The 16,246-nt window shown below is 55.3% G+C and carries 18 protein-coding genes; 9 read left to right on the plus strand and 9 right to left on the minus strand.

The features are described from left to right. Positions 1-204 precede the first annotated feature (204 nt). The gene (locus NTZ04_02780) at positions 205-1,218 is read left to right on the plus strand and encodes a hypothetical protein (GenBank protein ID MCX5991244.1); all 1,014 of its coding nucleotides are present in this window, start codon (positions 205-207) and stop codon (positions 1,216-1,218) included. An 841-nt stretch (positions 1,219-2,059) separates the two neighbouring features. Here NTZ04_02780 and NTZ04_02785 read toward each other — a convergent pair. After that, on the minus strand, positions 2,060-2,791 hold the full coding sequence (locus NTZ04_02785) for a hypothetical protein (GenBank protein MCX5991245.1): 732 nt from the start codon (positions 2,789-2,791) through the stop codon (positions 2,060-2,062). A gap of 587 nt (positions 2,792-3,378) precedes the next feature. Between NTZ04_02785 and NTZ04_02790 the strand changes: the two genes are divergently transcribed. After that, positions 3,379-3,579: a hypothetical protein gene (locus NTZ04_02790; protein MCX5991246.1), complete on the plus strand. Its 201-nt coding sequence runs from the start codon at positions 3,379-3,381 to the stop codon at positions 3,577-3,579. A 16-nt stretch (positions 3,580-3,595) separates the two neighbouring features. Here the strand turns inward: NTZ04_02790 and NTZ04_02795 are convergent, their stop codons facing one another. From NTZ04_02795 to NTZ04_02810, 4 genes are all read right to left on the minus strand, one after another. Continuing rightward, positions 3,596-3,889 (minus strand): hypothetical protein, encoded by a 294-nt coding sequence (locus NTZ04_02795; protein MCX5991247.1) that lies wholly within the window; start codon positions 3,887-3,889, stop codon positions 3,596-3,598. Positions 3,890-3,995: 106 nt separating this feature from the next. Beyond that, complete coding sequence (locus tag NTZ04_02800) at positions 3,996-5,033, minus strand: radical SAM protein (protein MCX5991248.1); 1,038 nt, start codon at positions 5,031-5,033, stop codon at positions 3,996-3,998. A gap of 778 nt (positions 5,034-5,811) precedes the next feature. Next, positions 5,812-6,636, minus strand: coding sequence for an alpha/beta fold hydrolase (locus NTZ04_02805; protein ID MCX5991249.1), 825 nt, complete (start codon positions 6,634-6,636; stop codon positions 5,812-5,814). 31 nt (positions 6,637-6,667) lie between these two features. Next, complete coding sequence (locus tag NTZ04_02810; GenBank protein ID MCX5991250.1) at positions 6,668-6,805, minus strand: hypothetical protein; 138 nt, start codon at positions 6,803-6,805, stop codon at positions 6,668-6,670. 167 nt (positions 6,806-6,972) lie between these two features. On the opposite strand from NTZ04_02810, the gene NTZ04_02815 reads away from it, so the two are divergent. Next, complete coding sequence (locus NTZ04_02815; protein MCX5991251.1) at positions 6,973-7,200, plus strand: hypothetical protein; 228 nt, start codon at positions 6,973-6,975, stop codon at positions 7,198-7,200. 245 nt (positions 7,201-7,445) lie between these two features. Here NTZ04_02815 and NTZ04_02820 read toward each other — a convergent pair whose 3' ends face one another. The 3 genes from NTZ04_02820 to NTZ04_02830 all read right to left on the minus strand — a co-directional run bounded on the left by NTZ04_02820 (position 7,446) and on the right by NTZ04_02830 (position 9,582). After that, the gene (locus tag NTZ04_02820; protein MCX5991252.1) at positions 7,446-7,625 is read right to left on the minus strand and encodes a hypothetical protein; all 180 of its coding nucleotides are present in this window, start codon (positions 7,623-7,625) and stop codon (positions 7,446-7,448) included. 399 nt (positions 7,626-8,024) lie between these two features. After that, positions 8,025-8,306: a hypothetical protein gene (locus NTZ04_02825; GenBank protein MCX5991253.1), complete on the minus strand. Its 282-nt coding sequence runs from the start codon at positions 8,304-8,306 to the stop codon at positions 8,025-8,027. A 496-nt stretch (positions 8,307-8,802) separates the two neighbouring features. Continuing rightward, the gene (locus NTZ04_02830) at positions 8,803-9,582 is read right to left on the minus strand and encodes a glucose 1-dehydrogenase (protein MCX5991254.1); all 780 of its coding nucleotides are present in this window, start codon (positions 9,580-9,582) and stop codon (positions 8,803-8,805) included. Between the two features lie 344 nt (positions 9,583-9,926). Between NTZ04_02830 and NTZ04_02835 the strand changes: the two genes are divergently transcribed. The 3 genes from NTZ04_02835 to NTZ04_02845 all read left to right on the plus strand — a co-directional run bounded on the left by NTZ04_02835 (position 9,927) and on the right by NTZ04_02845 (position 12,806). Next, complete coding sequence (locus NTZ04_02835; GenBank protein MCX5991255.1) at positions 9,927-10,418, plus strand: GNAT family N-acetyltransferase; 492 nt, start codon at positions 9,927-9,929, stop codon at positions 10,416-10,418. 651 nt (positions 10,419-11,069) lie between these two features. Further along, the gene (locus NTZ04_02840; protein MCX5991256.1) at positions 11,070-12,377 is read left to right on the plus strand and encodes a (Fe-S)-binding protein; all 1,308 of its coding nucleotides are present in this window, start codon (positions 11,070-11,072) and stop codon (positions 12,375-12,377) included. A gap of 189 nt (positions 12,378-12,566) precedes the next feature. Beyond that, positions 12,567-12,806: an SHOCT domain-containing protein gene (locus NTZ04_02845; protein MCX5991257.1), complete on the plus strand. Its 240-nt coding sequence runs from the start codon at positions 12,567-12,569 to the stop codon at positions 12,804-12,806. 75 nt (positions 12,807-12,881) lie between these two features. Here the strand turns inward: NTZ04_02845 and NTZ04_02850 are convergent, their stop codons facing one another. Beyond that, on the minus strand, positions 12,882-13,136 hold the full coding sequence (locus tag NTZ04_02850) for a hypothetical protein (GenBank protein MCX5991258.1): 255 nt from the start codon (positions 13,134-13,136) through the stop codon (positions 12,882-12,884). 288 nt (positions 13,137-13,424) lie between these two features. On the opposite strand from NTZ04_02850, the gene aqpZ reads away from it, so the two are divergent. The 3 genes from aqpZ to NTZ04_02865 all read left to right on the plus strand — a co-directional run bounded on the left by aqpZ (position 13,425) and on the right by NTZ04_02865 (position 16,203). Continuing rightward, on the plus strand, positions 13,425-14,111 hold the full coding sequence (gene aqpZ, locus NTZ04_02855) for an aquaporin Z (GenBank protein MCX5991259.1): 687 nt from the start codon (positions 13,425-13,427) through the stop codon (positions 14,109-14,111). A gap of 361 nt (positions 14,112-14,472) precedes the next feature. Continuing rightward, on the plus strand, positions 14,473-14,790 hold the full coding sequence (locus tag NTZ04_02860; protein MCX5991260.1) for a DUF6506 family protein: 318 nt from the start codon (positions 14,473-14,475) through the stop codon (positions 14,788-14,790). Continuing rightward, positions 14,791-16,203, plus strand: a complete 1,413-nt coding sequence (locus tag NTZ04_02865; GenBank protein MCX5991261.1) for a CoA-binding protein — start codon at positions 14,791-14,793, stop codon at positions 16,201-16,203. The last annotated feature ends 43 nt before the right edge of the window (positions 16,204-16,246 follow it).

Genomic DNA, 16,246 nt, shown 5'->3' on the forward strand with positions numbered 1-16,246 from the left:
GCCAGGCGCTGCTCGGCGTCGGGGGCAGGTATGCCCTCCATCGTCACCGCACGCTGTGGCTGGGCTCTCTTATACTTCACACCCTCTATCCTACAGATTCACGCCACTTGACCAATTTCCACAAATGAACGGACCAAGTGGACAAATCTAAGGCGATGTTGCACAATTAGCTTCGATAGCTCTGTCAAGGGGTTGTGGCACACAATGGGCATTCGTCGCAAGAACATAACACCCAAACAGAAGCACGAGGTTCTTCAGTGCCTTAAGGAGGGATTGTCTGTAGGAGCGGTGGCCGGTGCTGTTGGGCTCTGCGAGAGTACGGTATACAAAATCAGGCATGAGGCTCACAAAGCTGATCAGGTAGACCATCCCCACCAACAGACCCTCCGTAAGCTCACTCAGTGCTGGCTAGACGAGGCACGCCAATTGGACGTTTTGAAGAAGTCCATTCCTGTTATGGATCAATTCCTTTCCGCCTCCGGATTGTTGCGCCTTGCCCAAGAAGTGCAAAAGTCAGGAGGGCTAGGAAACCTTCAAACGAAATCTCAGAGCGACCATGCTTCCCAGCAGGTGCCCGAAGGGGGGCAGTGGGTTGCTCTGGCAGAAAAAGATGCCCATTTTAGCGAACTACGGGGACACCTTACCGGAGACCCAGCATTGCAGTTCTACGGGGAGATGAGCTCCGACTTTGCGGAGTTGGTGGTGATCATCCTCCACTGGACGCAAGGGCTTCAAGGCCATGTGGTTGGCCTGCTAGCAAGTACGGCCAAAGATTCGAATGTGTGGGAGGAGAGGTTGCGGCAGGACGCCCTTTTCCGGGAACAGATAGCATTAATAGACCAGCCTGCTTTCTACCTGCTGGCGTCGGAGCTGCTGATCCTAGCGATCGCCGATGTTGCTTCCAGTCCGCAGTTGGATTCCTTCAAGCTCACTCTCGAACTGCTACAGTCACAGTGGGAACACAAGTTGCAGGCCGGTTGCTCCCTCTCTGGCTTTGAGTTCAGTGCGGATAAGGTGCGCCGTTCTGCTAGAGAAGGCTGGGCCGGACACGGGTTATGGGAGAGCAGTAGTATATGGGATGACCTCAAGAAGGACCTATCAAGAGCATTGAAACTATGGCCAGCGTGGCAAACATCCAGGAATGCCTTGCAGGAGCGCCTTGCAGCCATTGCAGAACAGAAACCTTTTCCGGGCCGATGCAGTGCCTGTCCTGTGTAGTCTCCGCTACACTACATCATCGGTGAGGTGACTACAGCAGCCTCCCTATCGGCGAGACTGAGCCAGCTCCCGCTCCAAGGTGAACGGGATGTATTGCTTTGTGTCCATGACATCGCAAAACGCCAGGCTATGCTATCGCCTGGCGTTCACTACCCGTGCGTAGAGCACCATGGCAAGTGCAAAAGGCTCCTGGTCAGTGTTGATTGCATCCCCTATCCTAGGGAGTTAGAGGGAGGGGGAAACGTCACCCTCACCCTAGCCCTCTCCCATCGCAGGGAGAGGGGATTAGAGCCATCCCCTCCTGGATTCCCACGTTCGTGGGAATGACATGATGCGGGGTGCATGGTCACTCCAGAAGAGCGGGTCTTGAGACACCCTCTCTAGACCAGGCCTTCGGATTGCGAGAAACACCAAGCGTCGTGTCATCCTGTAGGGACTCTGTCCGAGGTCGGGAACTCATCTGGGACTGATGACTGATGACTGATGACTGGGACTGGGACTGATGACTGCCATCCTTCCGCTGTAGGGACATAGCTTTAGCTCTGTCCGCGGTGGGGAACCGGGGGCAAGGGACAGGGTCCCTACTTCAGGGAAGTGGCCGAGAAGGTGGATAGGCATGCTACGAAAGGCGTGGGCCATCTCTCTGATTCGTGAGCTGCCCTCTATGCCCACGAGCCATCCTTCCGCAGAAGGATGAGCTGCGATCGTGTCATTCTGAGCGCAGCGAAGAATCTCGATTGTTATGATGACTGATGACTGGGGACTGGGGACTGGGGACCTGCCCCATTTTCTGTACCAGGTGTCATGTCAGTCCTGTGGGTCATTGCGATATGGAATGAGCCTATGCAGGCCGGGTTCCCTCTCCCCTGAATTCCTTCCTCTGAATCCAGCGCGGCCTTTCGTCGGGACTGATCAAAAGGACATCTACCGGGCCGCCGACGTTCTTCGGCCTGGCCTGGAAGCGCATGGTGTCAATGGTGGTCCTCACCGCATAGATGGCGAAGTCAATGGCATCCTGGATGGTCATGGCGTCCCAGATGATAGGCGGCTTTGGCTGAGACGTGGTTGGCTGCACCAGCGAGGCGATGATGTCCGCCTGCCCGCCCCACGTAGCGCCATACAATACATTCTCGGTGTTGGGGGAAACATTCTGCCTCTGGATAGTATCCTTCGCCACGTGACAGAAGAAGACATAAGGGATGCTCTTCCTCTCCGTTCTCTTGAAGCCCGCCACATGAAATGCCGTGTCTGCCTGGGGGAAATCCCGTCTGAAGAAGTCGATCAGATTGCGCGGGATGGTGGTTACATCGTCGCTTTCATCGAGGACTTCCTCCGCAAATCTCTTGATGTGGCTCTCTATGTTTATCTTCCCCAGGAGGGATTCGCCAAAGGTGTTGATGCCCACCCTCTGGGTTGGCAGCAGGAAGGTCTTGTAAACGAAGTCGGAGCTGACCGTTTCTATCTTAGGCATAGGCTTCCCGTCGGGTGACTTTCCCTCGATGGTGATCGACTGCCTGCTGTCGGAAGCCATGACTATGCCGGTGGGCACATATATCGTTATCACAAATGACATCTTTTACCTCCCTTACCCCAATTCGATGTTACATTATACACCATGCGTATGGTAATCCCGATCGCGAATGCATGGGGGTCTGTTTGTCACGTCCTCTCAGCTGGCGCATCCTCAGTGCCTGGTGGCACAGGTCAGCGTAACAATCGAGATTCTTCGCTTCGCTCAGAATGACACGATCGTAGCTCATAGCTGATGGCTGATGGCAGAGATTGCTTCGCTTCGCTCGCAATGACACGATCGTAGCTCATAGCTGATGGCTGATGGCAGAGATTGCTTCGCTTCGCTCGCAATGACACAATCGTAGCTCATGGCTGATGGCTCATAGCTCATAGCTCATAGCTCATGGCTCATAGCAGAGATTGCTTCGCTTCGCTCGCAATGACACGATGGCAAGCTGTCACCCTGACTTTTACACGGCTTGTCACCCCGAACGACTTGTTGTCACCCTGAGCGAAGGGTCTCCTCCTCACAAAGCAAACAACGCCTATTCGTGCGACTGAGCACTGGCCGTCAGGTCGTCCTTAGCGGTCGACATTCTGCCGCTGACACCCCCGCAGTCCAAGGAAAGAGGCTTTGTTTCTGCCTTCATGACCGGGAAGATCAAGCTGGGTAAAGGCAGTGCTTCCAGGGTCATATCGCTGGCCTCCAAGAGCCTGGCAGTAGTGGAATCCTTTGATAAGATAGACACTGAGTGGCCCGACGAGATGTCGCCGCAGAGACTGCAGGAGTACAGTGCCAAGATGACAGAGTTCAGGCAAACTGAAGCTCTAGGGCCTTTCGGTATCTAGTGCAATAGCGGTCTGTCTATGGTTGGCCAGAGGTACCCTTCTTCTCCTTCTCAGCGAGTGCTTGTTTTATCCGCTTTTCCCGCCTCCACCGCCGCACCTCGATCCAGAGAAGGAAGGCGAACATGGCATAAGCGACGACAGCCAGGAAGCTATCGAATTGCCGCGAGTTATCTTCCTCACCAGTAAAGGCTTGTACAGTCATAAAGATAGCAACAACCAGCCACGCCACAATCATGAAGAGCCGGAAGGTGTTGGCCCCACTTCTCTGACGTCTGATCCTGTTCGGGTCTCTTTGCGGTGATCTAAACATCGTGAACCTCAACTACCCAGTTTCGATGTTCCCAGCGTAACGGAAGCCGAGTTGAATGTCAATGACGGGGATAGAACTACAAGAAGAGGGATGCTAAATATGGTGGCTAATGATAAGGGCATTGGGGGTCGGGACCAAGGTAGTCTTCACTGCCTTCAGCCCGCGCATAGGCCAGCGCTATCGCCCGGCAGCCCCGGCATACCGGCCAGTAGCGGCATGAGTGGCAGCCGCCGCGATAGTCCTCCCGCGTCCTCAGTGACCACAGCACCGGCGATTCCGCCCAAAGCTTGCGGAAAGAGTCCCTTTTGATATTCCCGATGGGCAAGTCCATGCGCCGGCAGGGCATCACCGTACCATCAGCGGTGATGGTCACACCGAAGACGCCCGCAGCACAACCACCCATCGGCATATCCGTCTGAGGGATATCGCCATCCATTTCGGCAATAACTGCCAGAGGGTCGCGAGAGGTAACGTTAATCTTGCTGCTGCTCCTGTACCGGCGCAATTCATCATAGAAGAGGGCTACCTCCTCGCGGGTCAATGCCTCACCCATAAGCGCCTTCCCTCTGCCGGAAGGGACCAGCCGCGAAAAGGCGATGCCACTCACCCCCAGTTCCTCAGCCACATGGACCAGTTCACCAGCCTCGGCCATGTTGAGCCTGGAAACAGTGAGGTTGATATTAGTCTCAACACCCTCACCCACCAGGTTCTGGATACCTTCCAGGGCACGCTGATAAGACCCCTGTCCTCTCAAGCTATCATGTGTGGCCTCGAGTCCATCAAGGCTAATCTGCACATCAGCCACCTGCGCCCTTTTCAGTTGCCGGGCTCCTCGGGGGCCTATGAGAGTCCCGTTGCTCATCAGCGATATGGCGAACCCGCATCCAGATGCATAGCCCAGCACTGCAAACAGGTCGTCGCGCAGCAGCGGCTCGCCGCCGGTAAAATGAAGGCCGGGCGATATGTTCATGTCATAAGCTACCGCCCAGCCTTCGACTGTTGTCCGTATGCTGCTGATCGCCCCGCAGATTTCCTCATAGTTCATCTCCGGCACTGCTCCCGATTGGTAGCAGTGCCGACAGACCAGATTACACTTCTCTGTCAGATGGAACTGAACAAAGAAATCAAACGGGGTACCCTGCATTCAGCAATCCTCTGTTGCCAAACTGGCAACTACTTTCCCTTTCAGGACTTTCAAGCGAGGCAATTCCTGACCAGAGCCTTGCTTCTGGCCATTGCCTCCTTGAATCTCTGAAAGAATCTGGCTTCACTTTCCTGAGATTCCCTGCTCATGGCCTGTCCCTCCTTTCTTCAATAATCGTAGGGGACTATTTCCCTCAATCCTCTGTTTGGCAGCTATGCTACCGTATAATTCTAAGGCTGTCAAGGGTTTTGCCTGCTTACCATAACCAGCGAAACATACTCTGAGGATATAATCAGGGCAGCTAAGAGCAGGTGCACCCCGCAACAGTTCCCATGCCGAGGGCTTAGTTGCAGGAATAGGCGTTATTGGCTTTATGGGGACTGATGACTGATGACTGATGACTGGGGACTGGGACTGGTGACTGGTTGCACGAATAGGCCTCATTCGCTTTATGGGAAGAGACCCTTCGCCTTCGCTCAGGGTGACAAACCGCATGAATACCGGGGTGACAAACCGTATAAACACCAGGGTGACATGTAGCCCACTGTGTCATTCTGAGCGAAGCGAAGAATCTCGCAGTTATGGCCGAGATTGCTTCGTCGTCCTTCTGCAGAAGGACTCCTCGCAATGACATGATGCGGCGTGCATGGGCACTCCAGAAGAGCGGGTCTTGGGACGTCCTCTCTAGACCAGACCTTCGGATTGCGAGAAATACCAAGCGTCGGGTCATCCTGTAGGGACTCTGTCCGACCTCAATAAGTAGAGAAGTACCCCATCTTCATGTCAAAGCTCTTGAAGGCTGGCTCTGCTGCCGCCCGAGGAAGTCAAGGACAACACGATTGGCTTTATCAGCAGCCTCCCACACATAGCCGTGTCCAGCGCCTTCCACGAGGACCAGCTCAGCATTGGGTATCCTCGACGCCAGAATTCGGGAGTTCTCCACAGGGAGTGTCTTGTCACCCGTCCCCGCTATTACCAGCGTGGGGACCTTGATCTGCGGCAACCTGTCGTAGGTGTCGAAGCTGGCGATCGCCTCTGTCTGTCTCTTAAACCCATGCAGTGAAGGTGGAGACTCTGCCCCTTTTATCAGCCACTCCCGGACTAGATCGGGGTGATTCTCTACAAACGAGTCACTGAAAGTCAGCGCTGCTGAGACTCTCACCATCTCCGCGGGCGGAAGATTGAGCAGGTTAAACAGTTGGCTGACGGTCTCCTGGGGCGCTACCGCGGAATGAATTCCGCCGCAGGACGTGGCTCCCAGGACCAGACTGCTCACTGCATTGGGATAGCAGAGGGCAAGCTCCTGTGCGATCATGCCACCCATAGAAAGGCCGTATACATGTGCCGCAGCCATACCCAGGCCATTGAGCACTCCCAGCGCATCGTGCACCAGCATATCCATGGTGTAGACCGTATCCGGCTGATCAGTTCGGCCTACTCCTCTGTTGTCGAATGAGACTACCCTGTACCTGCGAGAAAAGAGAGCCATCTGCTGCCACCACATGCTGGAACCACCACCCAACCCCATCAACAGAAGCAGAGGCTCACCATCTCCCCGGACCTCGTAGTAAACGCTGATATCATTGGCTTTCAGGAAGGGCATTGGACTTGTTCACCTCCATTCGGCCAGTCGTTCACCGGGGCTTTCTGCTGGCTCTCTTACCCCCGGCCCCCGCCCATTCTCTTCCTGTGATTCTCTGGCCTACTTCATCTATACCTGCGAGGTCTCTCTCAGTCATTCCCCGGATATTCAATCCCTCAACTGGGTCCATTTATCCACCTCCCTTGCGACCTTGGCATGGCCTGCTCCGCGTCAAGGCAATTATACCACCCAACCTCAGCTTGGATAGAAAGAGGGGGATTCCCCGGCAGTGAATTTGCTCAGGCGATATGGTATATTTCTTCTGCCATGGCTGCAAAAACTGGAATGGAGGGAACAATGAAGCAGAAGTACAAGGTAGTATCCGGCAGTCAAATATTGCACCCGCCATACGATAGTGAGCATACACCGGCAAGACAGCTTGAGGAGTTTCTTAATGGAGAGAGTGACCAGGGATGGTCATACAAGGCTACCCTATCACATGCAACAGTGGAGCTCGGACTCTCTGTGGAGACCAGTCTCTCTATTGATTTTGTGATTCTGGAAAAGGATACCGAGTCATATTAACAGCCGATGCCCTGAGGCGAAGCATCCTCAACCGGCTGTCGTTTGCCGCAGGACTTCTACTCAAGCCCTGTACTCACCGGGTGAGAGCAGCCTGAAGTTCTACAAGACGCTATTGGGTCAAGCTATATCGGATTCATCGTTATCTGAGGTATCCTCTTTGATGAACAGATAGAGCATCGAGCCAAAGAACAGCGGAATAGATAGAAAGGCAAGTACTGCTATCCAGTAATCCATCAGGGGCGTTCCTACCCTAATGCCTTACCCAGGTAGTACGGCCAGACCACCAATCCAAGTATGATTTTCCACCATACCAGATTCGCATAAGCGATGGTGAATAGCCAGCCGGCAAACCAGAAACCCCCTGCGACAGGCGCTCCACCTGGACTGTGATGGTGATGGTGCTTGTGTTCGCATTCGTCTGTCATGCTACCCTCCTTCTGTACGTTAATGCCGTAGGAACTGTTACCTGCCTCCGATCATCTTCGCCACGGACAGTATCATGATAGGGCAGATGGTGTCAATTATTGAGAGCAGCCTGAAGTTCTATAAATCCCCATTGGGATAAGGGCAAACAGCACCAAGGAGGCGGGCTCAACCGCTCCTACAGCACGCTTGTCAGGAGAAGGACTGTGAATACCACAACTACGATGCCTATAATGGCACCTGCTGCACTGCATCCTGCACACATTATTCCCCACCCCCTGGAGAGATTATACTACCGGTTTCCACAGGTGCAAAGGGGTGAAGAGACTTGGTTCCTCTATTGGCTTCTTCTCCTCTACCATGCCTCTGACAAGATGTCAGGTGAAACTGGAGGCTCTGTCCTAGCGAGTGGACAACAGCCGGCGGTGCGATGATGTGAATAGCGGCTCCTTCAGCCACTCCTCTCGCGCCTCGTCAAATTCCTTGATGATGGCTGTCATTTTGGCTGCCGTGAGGTCGCCGCAATCTCTACTGCAGCGTTTGTCCCACCACGCACGGCACCGTAGCCACCCGGGGCAACCATCATCAGTGCTGGCATTCATCAAGCAGCACTCATCAAGGTACTCGCCGACCGTCTTGAATCTCCTCCCAAGTAGAGGCTCGCAACTAAAAACTCTTCGCATGTCCCCCTCTTTCTAAGGACATCAAGACCGACTGCCAGCCATTTGGTTGGCAGGCTGCTCTTCTCCGCTAATGGAGGGCCGTAGCCTTCCGTGTCTCGATTTCTCTCTCTTGCCTTCCTGCTTTCATTAAGTCTGGTTCAATGCCGCTCGCGAGTGAATATTATGTCGCAGCACGCATATCGTGATAGGATTGAAACATGCCCTGCATAGGCCTGTCAAGTTTACTATGCACGAGCATGACTTTTGGGGAAAGGTTGATGGTTGGTAGATGGGGACATAATGTGCATGGTTTCAGAAAGGTACTGGTCAGTACAGCGTGGAGTTCCAGAGGGCACCGCTGCGTCGTTGTCCAGGGAAAATGTCGGGGTGCACTGTTCAGCGATTTTGTCAGTGGAGCACCTCGGCGTATGCATTCGCATCGCCACAGTAATCTGCAGCCGCAGGCAGTGACGATCTACCCGCACTCTGATCTGCTCCAAACGGGAGTGCCCTACGGCTATTCTTGCTTCTTGGCCCTGGCTTTCGGTATGCCGGCTGTCCAACCGCCGTCAATCACTATGGATGTGCCGGTGACGAAAGAGGAGTCATCACAAGCCAGGTAGAGCGCTACCCTGGCCACTTCCTCAGGCTGGCCGAACCTTCTCATGGCCTGCGCCTGTTTGAACGGCGGGGGATTGTTTGAATCAAAGCCAGCGGACAGTGGCGTTGTTATGCCACCGGGGCAAATGCAGTTGATCCTGATGTTTTTGTCGGCATACTCCAGGGCCATGGTCTTGGTTAGCTGTATGACCCCTGCCTTGGAGGTGCAATAGGCTGGCAAACCGGGCAGACCGATCATGCCCGCGGAGGAAGCGGTGTTGACTATGATGCCGCCGCCCTGGCTGAGCATTATGGGGATGGCGTACTTCGAACCCAGGAATACCCCCCTCAGATTCGTGGCGATGATGTTGTCCCACACTTCCTCCGGCGTGTCAGCAGTCATAATGTACTTGCCCATGACGCCGGCATTGTTAAACAGGATGTCAAGCTGTCCATAGGTGGCGAGAGTCAGCCTGACCATCTTCTGCACGTCGGGCGACTTGGACACATCTGCTTCGACAAAGACGGCCTGACCGGCGGCCTCTTTGATCATTCTGACTGTCTCGTTTCCCCCTTGAGTCACAATATCATCCACCACGATCCTGGCTCCCTCTTTGGCAAAAAGGAGTGCGGTAGCGCGCCCAATTCCCGACCCAGCTCCTGTGATCAGAGCTACTTTTCCAGCAAGTTTACCCATTTTCACCAGTTCTCCTTTCACCAGCCTTGGGATGACACCGATATGGTACCGTCCCAGTTTCCGTTATTATACGCAGAGAGATCACGCCATGCATAATCAAGAGAAGTCCTCTTCCTTGGGATTGCTTCGGCACATTGTGCCTCGCAATGACACTGCAATCTGTGAATCAGGTGAAGTTCTCCTCCTTAATCCGTGAGTTAGACACCCCGCACTATGGCAGGGATGCAGCAGTTGATATATGGAGCCATACTCTGTTATTATTGGCTTGGCGCGACCGGCCCCCCAACTGCCGGAGGCAAATCCCAGACCAGTGGCTGAGACAGCCATGGTGATTGGAGGACAAGATGTCAGATGGCACTGAGATCAACATCCGCCAGGCAAAGTCCGGAGACGTGAAGGCGATAGCCGTTATCCTGCGTGGGCTGGGCTGGTTCACCTATATGAATGAGGAGACCCCGACGGACACAGAGCGGCGTATTACCAGGCAGATCAACCTGTGTCATGCCGATAAGAGCCATACGGTGCTTGTGGCTGAAGACCGGGGCAGTGTAGTCGTGGGGTATGCGGCTGTCCACTGGCTGCCGTACCTGATGCTGCCGGGTTCCGAGGGCTACATCTCGGAGTTGTTCGTCAGTGAATCAGCGCGGGGAAAAGGGATTGGCACCAGGCTGCTCGCGGCAGTGACGGCACAGGCAATGAAACGCGGCTGCACCCGTCTGATGCTGGTGAACCGCCGCAGTCGCGACTCATACAGGAGGGGCTTCTACAGCAAGCTGGGGTGGGAGGAGCGGGGGGAGTTTGCCAATTTTGTCCTCCGTCTGCCGGCGAAGGCATGATATCAGCCCTGAAAGGCAATCCCTGAATTCTATCCGCCGTTTCCGGCGCGCGTGATATCCTCCTCAGAGAATAACGCGGGGGCGGTTCGAGAACCGCCCCACACCATGTCATTCCCGTGGAAACGGGAATCCAGGTGGGGCCCCCCACGGTCTGTGGGCAGCACAAATGTAGCGCAGGTCTTTAGACCTGCCTGTGTGGGTACCATCCTTCCCTTCATGTGGGTGTCATCCTTCCGCAGCCTGGAGCCGGGGATTAGTGGACTCTGTCCCTACTGAAGGGAGACCCTTCGCCTTCGCTCAGGGTGACAAAGCACATAAATATCAGGGTGACATATTGCATAAGAGTCAGGGTAACATATTGCCCACTGTGTCATTCCCTCTCCCTTTGATGGGAGAGGGCTAGGGTGAGGGTGACGTTTCCCCCTCCCTCTACCTCCCACCCGCCCGGGGAGGGAGAACAGGTAGATTCCTGTCCCCGTGTCATTGCGAGGAGTGCAGCGACGAAGCAATCTCTACTATGAGCTATCAACCATGAGCCATCCTTCCGGAGAAGCGCGACGCCCTGCAGCCAAAAGCGGAGAAAAGGCCCGGCGAGTGCCGTATAATAAAGTGACCGGGGATATCCGTGATTCTCTATAAGGGCGGTGAGCGATGGCAGCAAAGTACAGTGACCTGAACGGTTACTTCGAATACAAGGGAAGGCAATTTGCGGAGAGGTGCACCAACTGCGGATTGTGCCTGGAGGCCTGCCCCGTCTTTCCTCTGACGAAGGCGGCCCATATAGGGCCGAAGGCTGCCATGGAAAAGGTGACCGATCTGCTCAAGGGTGGTGAGCCATCCGAGTCGGCCTACGAAGTCGTCTTCAGTTGTAACCGCGGTTGCGGGCTGTGTGCCAAGGCATGCCCTGAAGGGCTCATGCCCTATTATCTGGGTTTCATACCGGCAGCCGCCAGACTGGCCAGCGCCGGAATGAAACTCCCGGCGCTCACCTACCAGCATCTGCCCGGACACCGCTACAACTTTGCCAGCGTCTTTTCTGCCCTTCAGGTTAAGCCTTCAGAGGTGCGCTGGATGAGAAAGCCGCCACCCAACCCTGAGCCTGCAGAAGTGGTCCTCTTCACCGGATGCGCTCCGCTGGGCATCCCCCACAACCTGCTGGAAGCCATGGACATCCTGGACAGCATGGGGACAGACTTTGTCACCCTTGCCGGCGGCGAGCTTTGCTGCGGGATGGCCCATACGCTGTGGGGCGATCTGAAGGCTGCCCAGAGCATGGGACAGGAGCTTGTCTCGGCCATTGCCGCCTTTCGTCCCAAGAAGGCGGTGTTTTTCTGCAGCGGCTGCTATGTGATGTGCCTGGGCACACTGCCCCGGTTCGGCGCTGTTCCCTTTCAGTCTTATGAGCTGGCCCAGTTCCTGCTGGACAACCTGGACAAAATCCCTCTCAAGCATAAAGTGGACAGGGTGGTCACGGTGCACGATAGCTGCCATGTGGCCCGCCTGGGGACATTCGATCTAACGCGGCGGCTTCTCCAAGCTATTCCAGGCATTACCCTTGTGGAGATGGCCCACAACCGGGCGGATGCCCTCTGCTGCGGAGGCTACACCAACACTGCGCGTCCGGAGATAAGCGGACCGATGCGCCGGGCACCCATGAACGAGGCCAGGGCCAGCGGTGCCGGAGTCATGGCTACTCTCTGCACCGGCTGCCAGCAGAGCTTTGCCCCCCTCGAACGCCAGTATCCCTTTGAGGTCCGCAACTACATCAGCCTTCTGGCCGAGGCCGTCGGAGTGCAACACGAAGACAGATTCAAGAAGTATGTCAGGTTGGCCAATGCCTCCGACGTAATAGCCCAGGCCCGGGACTACATCCGCGCCAGCGACTTCACCCCGGAGGAGATGGAGAGGGTACTGCCCGACTACCTCAACCGCTATTGCCTCAAGAATGGCATCCCCTGAAGGCCTCTAACTATTTTTATGCCCGGCCAGCGTGCTGGTGGGAACCATTTGCTGGAGCGGGGCCCCCACTTCTTGATGTGACTTAAGTTACGGAAATGCTTCCCTGGTGCGGCCATAATAACGGTAGTTAGAAACGTCCAGGATTTGGGTGCGTGTAAGAGCACAGTCTTGGGAACAAGGAGGCGAAACATGTGGTGCGGTGGGCATGAAGGTATCGGCTGGTGGCCGGTAGTTGGCGGAGTATTTATGCTGCTATTCTGGGGAGGAATTGTTGCCCTGGTGATCTGGGGGATCAGCAGAATGGCCAGGGGCAGGGGTTGTGGGCCAGGTAGCCGGGAAGGTGGTCCGCTGGATATTGCCAAGAACCGCTATGCCCGCGGCGAGATCAGCCGGGAAGAGTTCGAGCAGATCAAGAAAGACCTGTCTTAGTTCAGGAGAGGCAATCAAAGGCGCGCGGTGGGGTGGGCGGAGGAAACGAAACCCACCCCTCTTCTTTTTTTGATATTACTGATCAGCCTTCTTCCTTTGCGTTAGCTCCTGTATTATCCTCTTGTAGGTCTTCTCCCCAACACATTCCTTGGCGTACTCACACCACTCGACGCACGATACCAGATCGTTATAGATCGCCAAGCCACACTTGAGGCACTTTGCGCTGGCCTCGTTGGAGAAGACCTCAATTTCCTCACCACATCTGGGGCAGTCCCTTATCTCCAGCCTGGGCATGCGAATGCCGGCAGCGCCCGGGCATTGATTCATCATCGCTCTACCTCCACGCTGCACCCCCTTGGGGCTTTGTTCTGCATCTTCACGGCTTTCAGTCGCTTGTACCTTCAGGCGGACCTTGCAGGGCTGTCAACTGTGCCTGTGGTGAATTATAGCACCCTTGCATAACGTGATATAATCTCACAAAAACCCTGGTGTCGCTTGATGACAGGACACTGCGGGGTGTCCTGGTTTCCCGAAGCGGTTCTGGAGTGAGCGAGACCTTACAATTCGGGAGACAGCCCTCTTGAGGGCTGAAAATATAAAGAAGGAGGGAGCAAGGTTATGAAGAAGTACCTGGCTGAGTTGATCGGGACCTTCGTCTTAGTCCTCGGTGGGTGCGGGAGCGCGGTGATTGCCGGTGACTACATAGGGAAACTCGGCATAGCATTGGCGTTTGGTTTGACCGTGCTGATCATGGTCTACACTATTGGGAGGATATCGGGGTGCCACATCAATCCAGCAATTACGGTGGCAATGTGGGTGGCCGGCAAGATCAAGTCCAAGGATGCCGCCTTCTACATCATCTTCCAGTGCGTTGGGGCTATCATTGCTGCGGCGGTGCTCCTGGCCATTGCCCACGGCCTGCCCGGTTACTCCCTTGACGATGGTCTGGGTCAGAATGGTTATGGGTCTAATTCCCCCGCAGGGTATTCTCTTGCCGCGGGTTTCATCTTTGAGGCTGTGTTCACTGGGATATTCCTTTTCGTGATATTTGGCTCGACCCACAAGGCAGCGCCCGGCGGATTTGCGGGGATATCGATCGGGCTAGCGCTGACTCTTATCCATCTGGTGGGAATTCCTATAACGGGAACGTCTGTCAATCCGGCCAGGAGTTTTGGGCCTGCGGTTCTTGTTGGAGGAGAGGCGCTTAGCCAACTGTGGCTCTTCATCGTCGCTCCCATCGTCGGTGCTGTCGTGGCAGCCATCTGCTGGAAAACCGTATTCGAAAAAGAAGAAAAAGAAGGATAGAAATCCGACCCCAAATCCACGCAAGTGGTAATCCAGGTGGGGATATCTGCAATTCCCTCTCCCTTTGATGGGAGAGGACTGGGGTGAGGGTGATGTTTCTCCCTCCCTCTAGCTCCCTCCCGCCAGGGGGGGGAGAATGGGTGTCATTCCCGCTTGCGCGGGAATGACACGGTCAGGTCGTCCTTCTGCGGAAGGATGACACCCACTGTGAGAATCCACGGATTTGGCAGAATGATGTGCAGCTGACATTACAAAGCATATAGTGCCTGTTTCTGCAACTAAGCGCCCGCTCCGTGTTGCGCCCGCTCCATGCGTCCATGTATATTACTGTTAAACATTTGTTTCACAAAGGAGGTAGGCTATGGCCAAAATTCAGTTAGCATTCATCTACCTGGTACCGGACGGTGATCCCAGGGAACATCGGGCAGTCATCTCCAAGAGTGCCCTCTTTGATCTCACAGTGGTGGGGGTGAAGGACTACCAGCAGGCGGCCCAGACAGCACAGGATCTGGTTAAGCAGGGAGCCGTGGCTATCGAACTCTGCGGCGGTTTTGGACATGTTGGCCTGGCCAGGATAGTCCAGGCTATTGGCAACAAAGTACCCGTCGGAGCAGTGCGTTTCGACTGCCATCCAAGCCTGGGATTCAAGAGTGGCGACGAGATGTTCGATACAAAATAGATGAAATCACAGTATAGTGACCTTAGCCCCCTTTTTGAGCCTCGCGGTGTTGCTGTTATTGGTTCAATGAGGGAAGGCTATGGTGAGGGCCACACCGTCATACGGAACATGGTAGATTTTGGCTTCTCCGGCAGGATCTACCCCATCAGCCGTTCGAATGAGTCGGTTTTGGGTATGAGAGCCTATCCAGGTGTCAATGATGTGAATGATCCTGTTGACCTGGCTGTTGTGGTCACGCCTCCGGCAACGGTACTGGCATTGATTGAGCAATGCGGCCGGAAGGGAATAAAGGCTGTCATCGTTGAGACTGAGGGTTTTGCTGAGGCCGGACAGGACGGGGCCAGGCTTCAGCGGCAACTGGTAGAGGTGGCCCGCCGTACCGGGATGCGTCTCCTGGGGCCGAATACACTGGGCATTCTCAACACCAGCAACGATCTGGTGACTGAGCCCTATCCCTATGGCCGCAACAAGCCCCCGAGCGGAGGCATAGGCTATTCCAGTCAGACCGGCCTCCTCACCTTCGGGGTACATCCCATTAGAGACAAGGCCTGTCCGATCAGCAAGGTGTGCGACTTCGGCAACAAGTGCGACATCAACGAGGTTGACCTCCTCCCCTATCTGGCAGATGACCCCGGGACAAACGTGATCGCGATGCATCTGGAGGATGTGAAGGATGGCCGGAAGTTCATGGATGTGGCGCGGAGGGCCGCTGCCCGGAAGCCGGTGCTCATTTTCAAAACGGGCCGGAGCGAGGCAGGGGCGAGAGCCGCAGCCTCTCACACTGGCGCACTCGCCGGAGATGATCAGGTTCATGAGAGTGCCTTTAAGCAGGCGGGGGTTATCAGACTTAATAGCTGGCGGGAGTTCTGGGAAGTACCCAAAGCCCTGTCCCTGCAGCCATTGCCCGGGGGCAACCGGATCGCTATTATCACTGCCACCGGCGGGGCAGGCGTCATATCGCTTGATGCGGCAATAGAGGCCGGGTTAACCCCGGCCATTTTCGGGGCCAGCACAGTGACGCAACTGGAGAGGCTGTCCCCCAGGTTAGTCAACAATCCGGTTGATGTAGGTCCTCTCATGGCTGTCCGGGACAAGCCCTTTACCATCTATGAGGAAGTGGTGCCGCCAGTGCTTGCCGATGACAACGTAGACTGTGCGACGATTGTGTGCCACCTGGGGCCGTTGATTGTAGACGTCTTCAGACGTCTGGCGCCGCAAATAGCAAATATCTCCAAGCCGGTGACCGTCTTTGGCTATGGAATTGATCTGGCTGTAATGGAGGAGTCGGCACGGCAGTTGCAAGCGCTGGGATTGCCGACTTATCTCGACCTGGATCTGGCCGTCAAAGCGCTGGGCATTGCTGCCGAGTACGCCAGAATCAGGTCGGACGCTGATCACCAAGGGGTCCGGTAGCTTCGTAGATGCCAGCGCCTACCGTGAATTTCCTGTATTCCTG

This window comes from Chloroflexota bacterium (assembly GCA_026389585.1).
Taxonomy (GTDB): Bacteria; Chloroflexota; Dehalococcoidia; order UBA2247; family RBG-13-53-26; genus JAPLHP01.

Bases quoted from the DNA above. Each gene is read 5' to 3' on its own strand.
- NTZ04_02780 (MCX5991244.1), top strand. From the start codon at position 205: ATGGGCATTCGTCGCAAGAACATAACACCCAAACAGAAGCACGAGGTT.
- NTZ04_02785 (MCX5991245.1), bottom strand. From the start codon at position 2,791: ATGTCATTTGTGATAACGATATATGTGCCCACCGGCATAGTCATGGCT.
- NTZ04_02790 (MCX5991246.1), top strand. From the start codon at position 3,379: ATGACCGGGAAGATCAAGCTGGGTAAAGGCAGTGCTTCCAGGGTCATA.
- NTZ04_02795 (MCX5991247.1), bottom strand. From the start codon at position 3,889: ATGTTTAGATCACCGCAAAGAGACCCGAACAGGATCAGACGTCAGAGA.
- NTZ04_02800 (MCX5991248.1), bottom strand. From the start codon at position 5,033: ATGCAGGGTACCCCGTTTGATTTCTTTGTTCAGTTCCATCTGACAGAG.
- NTZ04_02805 (MCX5991249.1), bottom strand. From the start codon at position 6,636: ATGCCCTTCCTGAAAGCCAATGATATCAGCGTTTACTACGAGGTCCGG.
- NTZ04_02810 (MCX5991250.1), bottom strand. From the start codon at position 6,805: ATGGACCCAGTTGAGGGATTGAATATCCGGGGAATGACTGAGAGAGAC.
- NTZ04_02815 (MCX5991251.1), top strand. From the start codon at position 6,973: ATGAAGCAGAAGTACAAGGTAGTATCCGGCAGTCAAATATTGCACCCG.
- NTZ04_02820 (MCX5991252.1), bottom strand. From the start codon at position 7,625: ATGACAGACGAATGCGAACACAAGCACCATCACCATCACAGTCCAGGT.
- NTZ04_02825 (MCX5991253.1), bottom strand. From the start codon at position 8,306: ATGCGAAGAGTTTTTAGTTGCGAGCCTCTACTTGGGAGGAGATTCAAG.
- NTZ04_02830 (MCX5991254.1), bottom strand. From the start codon at position 9,582: ATGGGTAAACTTGCTGGAAAAGTAGCTCTGATCACAGGAGCTGGGTCG.
- NTZ04_02835 (MCX5991255.1), top strand. From the start codon at position 9,927: ATGTCAGATGGCACTGAGATCAACATCCGCCAGGCAAAGTCCGGAGAC.
- NTZ04_02840 (MCX5991256.1), top strand. From the start codon at position 11,070: ATGGCAGCAAAGTACAGTGACCTGAACGGTTACTTCGAATACAAGGGA.
- NTZ04_02845 (MCX5991257.1), top strand. From the start codon at position 12,567: ATGTGGTGCGGTGGGCATGAAGGTATCGGCTGGTGGCCGGTAGTTGGC.
- NTZ04_02850 (MCX5991258.1), bottom strand. From the start codon at position 13,136: ATGATGAATCAATGCCCGGGCGCTGCCGGCATTCGCATGCCCAGGCTG.
- aqpZ (MCX5991259.1), top strand. From the start codon at position 13,425: ATGAAGAAGTACCTGGCTGAGTTGATCGGGACCTTCGTCTTAGTCCTC.
- NTZ04_02860 (MCX5991260.1), top strand. From the start codon at position 14,473: ATGGCCAAAATTCAGTTAGCATTCATCTACCTGGTACCGGACGGTGAT.
- NTZ04_02865 (MCX5991261.1), top strand. From the start codon at position 14,791: ATGAAATCACAGTATAGTGACCTTAGCCCCCTTTTTGAGCCTCGCGGT.